This is a genomic window from Enterobacter sp. Ag1, from assembly GCA_000277545.1.
Lineage (GTDB): Bacteria > Pseudomonadota > Gammaproteobacteria > Enterobacterales > Enterobacteriaceae > Cedecea.
In genome coordinates, this window is sequence record AKXM01000004.1 from 190646 (window position 1) to 204012 (window position 13367).

The following is a 13367-nucleotide window of genomic DNA, read 5'->3' on the forward strand; positions in this document are numbered from 1 at the left end:
AGCCGGTTCTTGTAACCGGCTTTTTCTTTTGTCTGCTGGCCGCAGCCCCGCTAAAATAACGATAAATTTGTCTCGCCAGACTGCTGGCGAACTACTGAGAGCCGCATGGAAAAAGCAAAAAAAAACCACAGTGAGTTTATCCCTGAATTTCAAAAAGCCTTTTTGCACCCGCGTTACTGGGGCGCATGGCTTGGCGTTGGCGCTTTTGTCGGGCTGGCGCTTCTTCCTCCGGGACTCCGGGATCCTTTGCTGGGGAAAATTGGGCGCTTAGCGGGGCGCCTGGGCAAAAGCGCCAGACGCCGGGCACAAATTAACCTGCTTTACTGCTTCCCGGATTTACCGGAAGCCGAGCGTGAATCAATCATCGATCGCATGTTCGCCACGGCGCCGCAGGCGATGGTGCTAATGGCGGAGTTGGGGCTGCGTGACCCGAAAAAGGTCATGGCTCGAGTGGACTGGCACGGCAAAGAGATAGTGGACGAGATCCGGGCGAAAGGGGAGAACGTGATTTTCCTCGTGCCGCACGGCTGGGCCGTCGATATTCCGGCCATGCTGATGGCCTCTGAAGGCCAGAAAATGGCGGCGATGTTCCACAACCAGGGCAACCAGCTGTTTGACTATGTCTGGAATACGGTGCGCCGTCGCTTTGGCGGCCGGATGCATGCCCGCAACGACGGGATCAAACCGTTTATCAGTTCCGTTCGCCAGGGCTATTGGGGTTACTATCTTCCCGATCAGGATCATGGCCCAGAACACAGCGAATTTGTCGATTTCTTTGCGACCTACAAAGCAACTCTCCCGGCCATTGGGCGCCTGATGAAAGTGTGTCGTGCCCGCGTGATCCCGCTGTTCCCGGTTTATAACAGCGACACTCACCGGCTGGATATTTTTATCCGCCCGCCGATGGATGATCTGCTCGACGCCGATGACCATACCATCGCCCGCCGGATGAACGAAGAGGTGGAATTGCTGGTGGGCCCGCATCCGGAGCAATATACCTGGATCCTCAAGCTCCTGAAGACCCGTAAAGAGGGCGAGATAGAGCCTTACTGCCGGGATGAGCTGTACCCGAAAAAGAAAAAATAGCGCATATTGCGTAATGGAAAACCGCGCCACTGTCTTTCACGGGCGCGGTTTTTTTCACCCTTTCACCAGCACCGGATCGTTGTTCCACAGCGCCGGGAAGAGCTGTTTAAGCTGTTCGACTTTCGGGATGTCGTTGATCGCGATGTAAGGGTAGCTTGGGTTGTCGTGCAGGAAATTCTGGTGATATTTCTCTGCCGGGTAGAACTGCGCATGTTCTTCAATCGTGGTGACCAGCGGCGCACTAAACCTATGGCTGGCGTTAAGCTGCGTGATATACGCTTTGGCCACCTTCGCCTGTGATTCGCTGAGCGGAAAAACGGTAGAACGGTATTGCGTTCCGTAATCCGGCCCCTGGCGGTTTAGCTCCGTGGGGTTGTGCGCGACGGAAAAGAAGACCTGTAATAGCTGACCATAGGTCACTTTGGCTGGATCAAAGATAACCTGCACGGATTCGGCGTGCCCGGTCATCCCCATGCTGACCGTCTCATAATTCGCCGTCCGTGCTTTACCGCCCGTATAGCCAGATATTGCGCTGGTCACGCCTTTAACATGCTGAAAGACGCCCTGAACACCCCAGAAACACCCCCCGGCAAAGACGGCGGTTTCAAGATGTTGGCCCGTGGGCGACTCATCCTGCAGTGGTGCAGGGATCGCCACCGCACGTTCGGGTTCGGACCAGGCCGTATTCTGAAAGACAAGTGCAGCAACGATAAGTGCAGGCGCGCTGAACAACGCTACCCGGCGTTTGGTGGATGAAAAGAGTGTCGGTTTCATCGTAATGCTCCCCGGTTAACCGAACGTGAAGGCATAGGCGTTCACGCCCGGATCTTCAAATTCAATACTGAACGTGTGTTCGCCGCTGCCGCTCGACTGGCGAATCAGCTGGTAAAGGCGCTGTTCCGTCACCGTGCCGCTGCCGTCCGGGGCAACATCTGAACCGTGAACGCTGCCGGGCGCCTGGTCGTCGATTGTGACTTTAAAACGCACCGGCTTGCCTGCTGTGCCAGGGCCGAGAACGAGGTGCAGATCGCGAGCATGAAACTGGTAAACAATGCGGCCATTCGGGCGATTAAGCGTGATGTTCTCCCCGCCGATGGTCCAGTTACCTTCGAGTCCCCAGCTGTCCAGCGGCAGTGCGGAAGGCTTTTTGTAGTCTGTCGGTTTATCTCCGGTGACTTCGCCAGAGGCAAAGTTCTGCGCCCGCATATAGCCGAGGTAGGTTTCTGGAGAGATGTCATTCTGGCCGCTGGCCGCCTGCTCTACGCCGCTGGCAGAAACGGTGCTGATGCCGCTGTTAACATTTTTAGCGCCTGCCTGGCGCAGCAGCTCCTGAATAACGCGTTCAGATTGCGCATAGTCGCCTTCGCCAAAGTGCTCGTAGCGAATATGGCCGCTGGCATCAATAAAGTAATGTGCTGGCCAGTACTGGTTATTGAACGCCCGCCAGATACTGTAATCGTTATCAATGGCGATGGGATAAGTGACGCCCAGTTTCTTCGCTTCTTTGGTCACGTTATTGACGTCACGCTCAAAAGCGAACTCCGGCGCGTGGACGCCAATCACCACCAGGCCCTGGTCGCGGTATTTTTCGGCCCAGGCTTTCACATACGGTAAAGAACGCAGGCAGTTAATGCAGGAGTAAGTCCAGAAATCGACGAGGACGACTTTGCCTTTCAGCGATTCAGCAGTCAGTGGTGGCGAGTTTAGCCACTGCGTCGCACCGCTCAACGAAGGCATCACGCCAGCATCGGTCAACGTTGGAATGGTGTCGTCATCTGACGTTTTCACCACGGAGGCGGGCGTGGGGGCATTGGCCGTGGTGCTGTCTGGAGAGAGGCGTTTCACCAGCGCTTGTTCGATGCCGCCGGTTGACGCTGTAGAAAGTCGGGCCAGGACGCCGGTATCTAAGCCAAAAGAAATAGCGACGACGCCCAGTAACATCCCTGCGCCCAGAATTCGACGGATCCATTCCCCTACGCCCAGAGAGCGTTTCATGGCGCTGAATACTTTGCCACCGATCAAAAGCGCCAGCGCCAGCGAGGTGGCCGCACCTGCGGCATAAGACAACAGCAACAGCGTAGAGCCTACATTTGCCCCCTGCAGGGCCGCACCGGTCAACACCAGTCCCAGAATGGGACCTGCGCAAGGCGCCCAAAGCAGCCCGGTTGCAATACCTAGTAAAAATGAAGCGCCTGGACCCGCTGGCTGGCCCGGAGCCACGCGGTTAGACAGCGAGTTACCCGCGTTAACCAGAGGGTGCATGACGCGCTCAGCCAGGCGAGGGAATAGCAGCGTGATACCAAACACTGCCATCAACACTAATGCCACGCCGCGGCCATATTGGTTGGCCGCGACGACCCAGCCACCGCCGACGGCTGCCAGAGTTGCGAATAACGTGAACGTTATCGCCATGCCCGCCAGAAGCGGCAGCCCTGTGCGGACAAACGGCTGGTCGGATCGTGCAAAAACAAACGGCAGTACCGGCAGGATACAAGGGCTGGCGATGGTTAACAGGCCGCCCAGATAAGCAAGAATAATGACCAGCATCATGATGTTCCTGTATCAGAGTGAGAACGGAGAGCCGGGCGGAAAGACGGAGCTCCTCATGTATTTATGCCTGCACTTTATAAAAAGAATACTTACTAAATCCTCCTCAAGAGTTAACAATTTCGTGATAACTCTCGAGGCGGCGGGAGGGCAAGAGCCTGTTCGTGTGAAACGGCCTGGGGGCGGAGGGGTCAGGGTTGTGGGCGGTGGCGCAGGGCGAGAAGAAACACCGGCACGCCGATCAGCGCCGTGATGACGCCGGGAGGCAGTTCCCTCGGAGCAAATAGCGTGCGCGCCAGCGTGTCGGAAGCCAGCGTCAGCAGCGCGCCAAAGAACACGCTGGCGGGTAAAACCCACTGGTGGCGATGGCCGAACATCAGCTTTGCCAGGTGTGGAACGGTCAGACCGACAAAGCCAATCGCCCCACAAAAGGCGACCATCGTGGCGGTTAATACCGTCATGGAGAGGTAGAGCCACATTTGCAGCGCGGCTACGTTAACGCCCAGCCCCTGAGCGGCAACGTTACCCAGCGCCATGACGTTTAGCGTCGGGGACAGTGCCAGACAAAATGTGCCGATAACAAACAGTGCGCCGCTGCAAATCGCGACCTGCTGCCAGGTGGCCTGACCAAACGCGCCAAGCAGCCAGAAGGTAAAGCCACGTGAGGTGGTGGCGTCCGTTTGCCAGAAAACAATCAGCGAGGTGAAGGCGCTCAGTAACTGCCCCACGGCCACGCCCGATAGCATAAATCGCGCTGGCTGCGTCACGGCCCGGCCAGCCATCAGCACAACCAGAGCGAATGCGGTCAGCGCCCCGATAAACGCGCCGGAGGGCATGGCTATGAGCAGCGGCTGGACGCCGAGCGCAATAATGAGCACGGCGCCCAGACCGGCGCCGGAAGAGATGCCGAGCAGCCACGGGTCAGCCAGCGGGTTACGGGTTAATGTCTGTAGCACGGCGCCAGCCAGCGCCAGCCCACCGCCGCAGGCCATCGCCAGCAGCGCCCTGGGCAGTCGCAGCGACCAGACGATTTTCTGATACAGGGCCAGCACGGGATCCTCTGCGGGACGCGGATTCAGGAGCTGAATCACTTCGCTCAAGGATAATGTGACTGCCCCGTAGCGCAGGCTATAAATCAATCCTAGCAAAGTGACGATGGCACACAGCAGCAGGCGCAGCGGCTTCACGCACTTATTTCCAGCCGGCAATCAGGTAATCGTCCATAAGCTGCCACAGCGTGCCTGTTTCGCTGAAACCAGCCTGACTCAGGCTTGCCAGTTGAAAGGCCACCGTTGTCGGCGGGGGAACCAGGCGCCCCGCGAACACGGCTTCCCGGGCCGGAATCAGCCTGGCGATGTCCTCTATCTCTTTAGCGAGGGTAAACCACGCCTCCCAGTCCACGGCACCGTGAGCCCAGGCCCGCTGCTGAGTTTGGGCATCGTGGCGCTCGCTGATCGCTTTCTTGTGGAGGTCCGCGGGGTTAAAACGCTGGTGATCGGCATTCAGGAACACGCCGTTATCGGCCAGCATTCTATGAATTTCACCGTGCAGAGCATGCTGTCTGTCGGGCATTAACCAGTGTAACGCGGTGCTTGAAACAATCGCTTCCGGGCGAGCCCCGACCATTTTTTGCTGCCAGTCAGGCGTGGCCAAATCGGCCGAAAGAATACGCACCCGATCGCCGAAAGGAAGCAGCGTTTCACGGGCGATGGCCAGCATGACCGGATCAACATCCACCGCGGTAACGTGCACAGCAGGGAACCGTTGCAGGATGCGCCTCGTGAGGGAACCCGGCCCACACCCGAGTTCGAGTAGTGAAAAGGCATCGTCAAACTGCAGGGCGAGTATGTCCATCAGGGCGTCGAAGCGCGCTTCCCGGCTGGCGATATAAGCGCTTTGCTGCCGATCCCAGAGCGTGACAAGAGTGTTCCATGTGATGTCAGTCATGTTTTTCCTTGGTAGAAAGTGAGGCAATGAGCCGGTTTAGCGCGTCCAGCGAGCGGATCGAGGGATCCATGTCATAGCCGGACAGGATGATGAATTTCTTTTCCTTCACGGCGCGCAGCCCGGCGGTGAGAGGGAAATGCTCGACAAAGGCTATTTTATCTTTGGCACTATCCCCGGGGCCGCCCCGGGGCAGATCGGCGAGCACCAAAATGTCCGGATCGCGACGGGCTATCTCTTCCCAGGCAACGTTTGGCCACAGCGCAGAGAGATCGGAGAAAATATTTTGACTGCCGCTGGCCATGCTCAGCATATTCGGCGCGCCGCAGCACCCGGCCACGTAGGGTGAATCCGTGCCGGAATACCACCAGAGGAGACGCGCCGGGGGCAATGTACCCGCACGCTGGCGCAGGGCTGCCAGGTACTTTCGGTTTTGGTCTACAAGCGTCATGCCCTGTTTTTCCCGGCGTAAGATTTGCGCTAAATCCTCAATTTCCTGAAACAGCGCATCAAAGCTGATATTTCGCCCTGGGGTACTTTGCTGACCTCCGCAGGCGCCTGATGAAAGCCAGGTCGATATCCCCCACGATGTCATTTGGTCGCGGGTCGCTCCTTCAGGTGACCAGAACCAGTACCAGCTTGAGGAGTAGACCATGTCAGGATGCAGCATCAGCAGCGCCTCAGCAGAAATGAGCCCCTTCTTTGCCACGACCGGCAGTGAAAGAGCGTTGCCGTCAGCCAGGTGCTGAGGGTCGTGGGCTGGATCGTAGCCCACGATGCCGACAATCTCTTCCTGCGCCCCTAGCGCCAGAAGATTTTCCAGCGCCGGATTGCCGTAAACCACGATACGCGTCGGTACGGCAGCAAAGCGCTGTGGTTCAGCACAATTAGGGAGGGTAATAGCCCGTAGAGCTGAGGGAAACAGAAGTCCCGCTGCCACAAGAATTAAAGCCGCTGGTACGGTCCTCAGAACCATACCGTCACCCAACCTTCCCAGGTGCGTGACGGCGCGATCAGCGCCTGGCCGTCGTAAGTCCGCTGCCAGGTATAAAACGTGTCGGTCAGGTTGCGCACCCGCGTACCCACGGTCACTTTAGGCGTCAGCCGGTATTCTGCGGCCAGATCCAGGGTAATGTAATCGTCCATCGGTCGGGTATTGCGATTGTCATTGAAGCTGCTGCCAACATAGCGCAGGTCACTCCGCAAGCTGAGAGGAGCTATGGGGTGCCAGGTAAGTGCGAGATTGCCGGTCCAGGTCGGGACATAAGCCGGTTGATTCCCGTCCAGATTTTCAGGCGGGTTACCCGCGCTAAAACGGTCAAATCTTGCGTGAGTCCAGGCCAGATTTCCCGCCATCTCCCAGCGCTCGTTGGGCTGAATAGTCGTGGAAAACTCAATTCCCCGAGATGTCTGCTGCCCCACGGCGGTAAGCTCCCCCGGCGTGATAGCTGAAGGAGTGAAGAGGTTATTTTTACGTAGCTGGTAGAGAGCAAGCCGGGTGGCCACTTTGTTATCCCAGAACTGGCTCTTGATCCCTGTTTCCCACTGCTGTGACTGCGTCAGCGGCAGATGAGTCTGGTCGGCGCTTAAGAAAAAGATGTCGCCTCCAGCCTCTTTGCCGTTGGCATAGCTGACGTATAGCGTGGTGTTGTCGGTGATATCCCAGTTCAGGCCGAGACCTGAATTCAGGAAGCTGTAGGTCTGACTTTCACTGCGCGCCGGCGTGTAGTAGCGCCAGTCCATATCCAGCTTCGTAAAGCGCAGCTGGCTTAGCAGGCTGAGGCTGCGGGTCAACTGCAGGCTGTCTTCCAGAAAAGCCGCAGACTGGCGTTGAGTGACCCGACTCCAGGGCGTGCGGGTAACGCCGGTTTCGGCACTGAAAGGCTCGCGCGGCGGATTAAATATGGGCACATCTTGCGAGCCGGGGAAGCCGTTTTTTTGATAATCAAAGCGGCTGGTTTGCAGCTCGATTCCGGCCACCAGGCGGTTATCGAACCCCAGCAGAGGACCGTCCAGGGACAGACTCGACCTGTTAGCCAGCAGGGTATTCTTATGGCTCAGATCGCCCCAGGAGTCGCGATTCACTAAGTCCGGAGCTGCTGCGCTGTAGCGATAGCGTTCCACGTTGTGCCAGGCGCGGTAGCCGGTGTAATACCAGGTATGGTTGTTGAAGCTCAGCCCCGGAGCGAGAGTGCTGTCCAGTACGGCCTGCAAGGCCGTTGCGTGGCTGGCAATCGTGGCGTCGGTCAGATTATTGTAGTTCAGGCCGCGCAGTGACTTCAGTGCTTTGCCCTCAATCAATGGGGTCCCGAAGTAAGGATTGTTGCTCCGGTTGTTCATCCGGTCGCCGTAGAGCGTCAGGGTGGTGTCGTCGGTCAGGCGGAAGAGCAGCGAGCCGCTGACCCTCGACTGTCGATTGCGCTCATGCTGGACCTGACTGTTACCGCCGCTGCCTGAAGCATCCAGCCGCCAGGCTATTTTGTCCTGCAACAGCGTTCCTCCCGCTCCGCCCTGCAATGCCTGGGTGCTGTAGCTGCCGAACCGATAGTTGAGCATCGCCGGTGTGTCCACGAAGCTGGGCTGACGTGACACAAGATTGACGCTGCCGGCGGTAGCGCTCAAACCGTTCAGGGTGGAACCGGGGCCGTGCAAAATATCCACCTGGCCGTAGTGTGCCGGGTTGCCCAACTGGAGCGTGCTGCCTGGCATTTCCATCCCGTCCAATAGCCAGCTTACCGGCATAAAGCCGCGCAGTGAGAAGCTATTGGAGAGCGTAGGGGAAGCGACGCCGGACATGCCGGTTGCATGGCTGACGGTTTCGGCCAGCGTGCGGTCGCCGCGGACGCGGATCTCTTTTTGTGAAAAGGTTTCCACATAGCGGGGGATTTCTTTATCCGTCAGGCCCAGGCGTGACGCCGTGCCGACTGCGGGCTGAATTTCTGCGGGCGTTCGGCTTTCTACGGTGATGTTTTCTTCACACTCAGCGGAAGGGCAGCTGGCGGCCAAAAGCGGAGAAGAAAAAAACGTCAATGCGACGCAGGCATACGGGAAGGGGCGTTTGATTTTCATTGTGTATGTATCGACTCAGAATGAACGTGCCTGTTCAGAAAGTGGCGCCGTAAGACTCTACCTTGCCATCAATTGTTACGTTATAACATATCATTTCACAATGATGTGGAAATTAAAACGCTGTATTGCGTGTGGGTTTACGGCCAGGGAAGCGGGGCAGATAATAAAAAAGCCGCGAACGTGTGTCGCGGCTCTGTCGGGCTTTATCGCGGGCGAGAATTACTCAACGCAGAGTATACGCGTGGTGTTGGTGGTGCCAATGGTGCTCATTACGTCGCCCTGGGTCACGATGACCAGGTCGCCAGAAATCAGGTAGCCTTTATCCCGCAGGAGGTTTACCGCATCGTTAGCGGCGGCGACGCCTTCGCTTGCGCTGTCAAAGTAAACCGGGGTCACGCCGCGATAGAGTGACGTGAGGTTCAGCGTACGCTCATGGCGAGAGAGCGCAAAAATAGGCAAGCCGGAGCTGATACGGGACGTCATCAGCGCGGTACGCCCGGACTCGGTCATCGAAATGATGGCGGTAACCCCTTTGAGGTGGTTAGCGGCATACATCGCGGACATCGCAATGGCTTCTTCCACGTTATCGAACTGCACGTCGAGACGGTGCTTGGAAACGTTAATGCTTGGGATTTTCTCTGCGCCCAGGCAAACCCGCGCCATTGCCGCTACGGTTTCAGCAGGATACTGGCCTGCCGCCGTTTCTGCCGACAGCATCACCGCATCGGTGCCGTCGAGTACGGCGTTTGCCACGTCCATGACTTCCGCACGGGTTGGCATTGGGTTGGTGATCATCGACTCCATCATCTGGGTGGCGGTGATCACGGCACGATTCAGCTTACGCGCACGGCGAATCAGGGTTTTCTGGATGCCAACCAGCTCCGGGTCGCCGATTTCTACGCCCAGGTCACCGCGGGCTACCATCACCACGTCAGAGGCGAGAATAATATCGTCCATTGCGGCTTCGTCGCAAACGGCTTCCGCGCGTTCTACTTTCGCCACAATTTTCGCATCGCAGCCCGCATCACGCGCCAGACGACGGGCATAGTTCAAATCTTCGCCGCAGCGTGGGAAGGAAACGGCCAGGTAATCAACGCCAATTTTTGCCGCGGTAACAATGTCGGCTTTGTCTTTGTCGGTCAGCGCTTCTGCAGACAGCCCTCCGCCCAGCTTGTTGATCCCTTTGTTGTTAGACAGCGGGCCGCCTACGGTCACTTCGGTAAACACTTTCAGGCCCTGGACTTCCAGCACTTTGAGCTGCACGCGGCCATCGTCGAGCAGCAGGATGTCGCCTGGGACAACGTCGGCCGGAAGGCCTTTATAGTCGATGCCCACTTTCTCTTTGTCGCCTTCGCCTTTGCCGAGGTTGGCATCCAGCAGGAATTTGTCGCCCAGGTTAAGGAATACTTTGCCTTCTTTGAAGGTAGATACGCGAATTTTAGGGCCTTGCAAATCGCCGAGGATCGCCACGTGGCGCCCCAGTTTTGCGGCAATTTCACGCACTTTATCTGCACGCAGCTGATGGTCTTCAGCTGAGCCGTGGGAGAAGTTCATTCGCACCACGTTAGCGCCGGCGGCAATAATTTTTTCTAAATTATTATCGCGGTCGGTTGCCGGGCCTAAGGTGGTAACGATTTTGGTTCTACGTAGCCGTCTGGACATGTATTACTCCGTTGACTGAAACAACTTGGTGTTGCGTGAACAAAAACTCGGTAGGTCAGGGTGTGCTGTAAACACCCATGACAACGTAACCGAACAGCCTAATAAGTTACAACTTTGTTATCAAAAATTAACGTTCATCGCCTGAGAGAAGACGTTCTTTATCAAAGCGCGATTCTTTGAGCGCTTCCTTGACTCGCTTCAAGTTATCCCTGAATTTTGCCCCTCGACGCAAAGTAAAGCCCGTCGCCAGGACATCAATGACGGTCAACTGCGCCAGGCGAGACACCATCGGCATATAAATGTCAGTATCTTCTGGCACATCCAGCAGCAGGGAAAGCGTCGCCTCACGGGCAAGCGGGCTGCCTTCCGATGTGATGGCGAGCACAATGGCATCGTTTTCACGGGCTAACTGCGCCAGCTCAACCAGATTTTTAGTCCGGCCGGTGTGAGAGATAAGCACCACCACGTCCTGCTCGGTACAATTCATACAGCTCATACGTTGCATAACAACGTCATCTGAGTAAATCACCGGGACATTAAAGCGGAAAAACTTGTTGGTAGCGTCGTGCGCGACGGCGGCGGATGATCCGAGTCCAAAAAAGGCAATTTTCTTTGCCTGGGTAAGCAAATCCACGGCCCGGTTCACCGCAGACATATCCAGCGACTGACGAACCCGGTCAAGGCTCGCCATAGCGGATTCAAAAATCTTGCCGGTATAGGACTCGACGCTATCATCTTCATCAACATTCCGGTTTACATACGGCGTGCCATTCGCCAGACTCTGAGCTAAATGCAGTTTAAAATCCGGGAAGCCCTTGGTTTCAAGGCGACGGCAAAAGCGGTTCACGGTGGGCTCGCTGACGTCCGCGCTACGGGCAAGCGTCGCGATGCTGGAGTGAATGGCGTCCTGAGGCGCAGCAAGAATCACTTCTGCGACTTTGCGTTCCGATTTGCTAAGGTGTTCCAGCTGTGACTGGATTTTTTCCAGCATATTCATAAAGGCGGGCACTCATGGGTTTTAGCGATTTCAGCAACAGAAGAAATCGTGGGCCGATTTAGCAAGAATATACTCTTGCTAAAATGTGATAGGGCGAGTCGCCCAGGTAATGTTGTTGTTTTTTTTCATTACATGATCGGTGTCTAACTTTGGCAACGGTTACATCGCACAATAAAACGCCAGTAAATGACGCTTTAGTGCGGCATTGTGGGAAAAGTTAGCAATTGAGGCGGTCAAACCGGGGTTAACGGTTGTCCTCGATTCAGCAAAAGCAGTACATTGCAGCGTAATAAAATTACAAGACGTGCCTGGCTTAATGCTATCCGGGCCCCAAAGGGCCGGTAAAAGCCGGGATATCCGAAACGAGGAGACAAACATGGCGGTAACGCAAACAGCCCAGGCGTGCGACCTGGTCATTTTCGGTGCAAAAGGCGACCTGGCGCGCCGGAAACTGTTGCCATCCCTGTATCAGCTGGAAAAAGCAGGTCAAATCCATCCGGAGACCCGTATTCTGGGTGTTGGCCGCGCAGAGTGGGATAAAGAGGCATACACCAAAGTTGTCCGCGAAGCCCTCGAAACCTTCATGAAAGAGAAGATTGACGAGAGCCTGTGGGACAAACTGAGCGGTCGTCTGGATTTCTGTAACCTGGACGTCAACGACACCTCTGCTTTTACCAAGCTGGGGAAAATGCTCGACCAGCAGAATCGCGTCACCATCAACTATTTCGCTATGCCGCCAAGCACCTTTGGCGCTATCTGCAAAGGGTTAGGTAAAGCGAAGCTTAACGCCAAGCCTGCTCGCGTCGTCATGGAAAAACCGCTGGGGACTTCCCTCGAAACTTCCCAGCAGATCAACGATCAGGTGGGCGAGTTCTTTGAAGAGTGCCAGGTTTACCGCATCGACCACTATCTGGGTAAAGAAACCGTTCTTAACCTGCTGGCACTGCGTTTTGCTAACTCCCTGTTCGCTAACAACTGGGACAACCGCACTATCGATCACGTAGAAATCACCGTGGCCGAAGAAGTGGGTATTGAAGGCCGCTGGGGTTACTTCGATCAGGCCGGGCAGATGCGCGACATGATCCAAAACCACCTGCTGCAGATCCTGTGCATGATTGCCATGTCTCCACCGTCTGATTTGACTGCGGACCATATTCGCGATGAGAAAGTGAAGGTTCTGCAGTCGCTGCGCCGCATTGACCGCACCAACGTGCGTGATAAAACCGTGCGCGGTCAGTACACCGCAGGCTTCGCGCAGGGCAAAAAAGTGCCTGGTTACCTGGAAGAAGAGGGCGCGAACAAATCCAGCGCCACCGAAACCTTCGTGGCTATTCGCGTAGATATCGATAACTGGCGTTGGGCCGGCGTGCCGTTCTACCTGCGTACCGGTAAACGTCTGCCAACCAAATGTTCTGAAGTCGTGGTTTACTTCAAAAACCCTGCGCTGAATCTGTTTAAAGATTCCTGGCAGGAATTGCCGCAGAACAAGCTGACTATCCGTCTGCAGCCGGATGAAGGCGTGGATATTCAGATCCTGAACAAAGTCCCGGGCCTGGAGCACAAGCATAACCTGCAAACCACCAAACTGGATCTGAGCTACTCCGAGACCTTCAATGAATCTCACCTGGCAGATGCCTATGAACGTCTGCTGCTGGAAACCATGCGGGGCATTCAGGCGCTGTTTGTTCGTCGTGATGAAGTGGAAGAGGCGTGGAAATGGGTCGACTCCATTACCGAAGCCTGGGCTGCGGATAACGATGCGCCGAAACCTTATCAGGCCGGAACCTGGGGGCCGGTGGCTTCCGTGGCGATGATTACCCGTGACGGCCACTCCTGGAACGAGTTTGAGTAACAGGCCGTGAACATGGCCGGTAAAAAGTCACTAACAAAGGGACCTTATTTTACCGGTAACATGATCTAACACAGAAGTGGCATAGTTTTTTATGAATAATAGCCCCGCGTGGATTCACCCGCGGGGCTTTTTTATTTACACTAGCTGAAGCGTTTTTGCTCCCGGCATCAAGTCTGATGGGCTACGATGGGCAACAAAGTTACATTCATC

The 13367-nt window shown here is 56.1% G+C and carries 10 protein-coding genes; 2 read left to right on the forward strand and 8 right to left on the reverse strand.

The genetic code is table 11. The annotated features are described in order from the left end of the window. Positions 1 to 105 precede the first annotated feature (105 nt). Positions 106 to 1086: a lauroyl-Kdo(2)-lipid IV(A) myristoyltransferase gene (gene lpxM / locus A936_RS01650; protein WP_008453949.1), complete on the forward strand. Its 981-nt coding sequence runs from the start codon at positions 106 to 108 to the stop codon at positions 1084 to 1086. A 54-nt stretch (positions 1087 to 1140) separates the two neighbouring features. On the opposite strand, the gene msrA is transcribed toward lpxM, so the two are convergent. From msrA to A936_RS01690, 8 genes are all read right to left on the reverse strand, one after another. After that, complete coding sequence (msrA, locus tag A936_RS01655; protein ID WP_008453950.1) at positions 1141 to 1860, reverse strand: peptide-methionine (S)-S-oxide reductase MsrA; 720 nt, start codon at positions 1858 to 1860, stop codon at positions 1141 to 1143. Between the two features lie 15 nt (positions 1861 to 1875). After that, the gene (locus tag A936_RS01660) at positions 1876 to 3636 is read right to left on the reverse strand and encodes a cytochrome c biogenesis protein DipZ (protein ID WP_237717558.1); all 1761 of its coding nucleotides are present in this window, start codon (positions 3634 to 3636) and stop codon (positions 1876 to 1878) included. Positions 3637 to 3824: 188 nt separating this feature from the next. Then, on the reverse strand, positions 3825 to 4820 hold the full coding sequence (locus A936_RS01665) for a FecCD family ABC transporter permease (RefSeq protein ID WP_008453954.1): 996 nt from the start codon (positions 4818 to 4820) through the stop codon (positions 3825 to 3827). 4 nt (positions 4821 to 4824) lie between these two features. Next, positions 4825 to 5580, reverse strand: a complete 756-nt coding sequence (locus A936_RS01670) for a class I SAM-dependent methyltransferase (protein WP_008453956.1) — start codon at positions 5578 to 5580, stop codon at positions 4825 to 4827. After that, entirely contained in the window at positions 5573 to 6553 is a 981-nt protein-coding gene (locus A936_RS01675; protein ID WP_034807366.1) for an ABC transporter substrate-binding protein, read from the reverse strand. The genes A936_RS01670 and A936_RS01675 overlap by 8 nt, the downstream gene beginning before the upstream one ends. Beyond that, on the reverse strand, positions 6544 to 8646 hold the full coding sequence (locus A936_RS01680) for a TonB-dependent siderophore receptor (protein WP_008453959.1): 2103 nt from the start codon (positions 8644 to 8646) through the stop codon (positions 6544 to 6546). The genes A936_RS01675 and A936_RS01680 overlap by 10 nt, the downstream gene beginning before the upstream one ends. A 219-nt stretch (positions 8647 to 8865) precedes the next feature. Next, on the reverse strand, positions 8866 to 10308 hold the full coding sequence (pyk, locus tag A936_RS01685) for a pyruvate kinase (protein ID WP_008453961.1): 1443 nt from the start codon (positions 10306 to 10308) through the stop codon (positions 8866 to 8868). 127 nt (positions 10309 to 10435) lie between these two features. Beyond that, positions 10436 to 11305, reverse strand: a complete 870-nt coding sequence (locus A936_RS01690) for a MurR/RpiR family transcriptional regulator (RefSeq protein ID WP_008453963.1) — start codon at positions 11303 to 11305, stop codon at positions 10436 to 10438. 376 nt (positions 11306 to 11681) lie between these two features. On the opposite strand from A936_RS01690, the gene zwf reads away from it, so the two are divergent. Next, the gene (gene zwf, locus A936_RS01695; protein ID WP_008453964.1) at positions 11682 to 13157 is read left to right on the forward strand and encodes a glucose-6-phosphate dehydrogenase; all 1476 of its coding nucleotides are present in this window, start codon (positions 11682 to 11684) and stop codon (positions 13155 to 13157) included. Positions 13158 to 13367 lie beyond the last annotated feature (210 nt).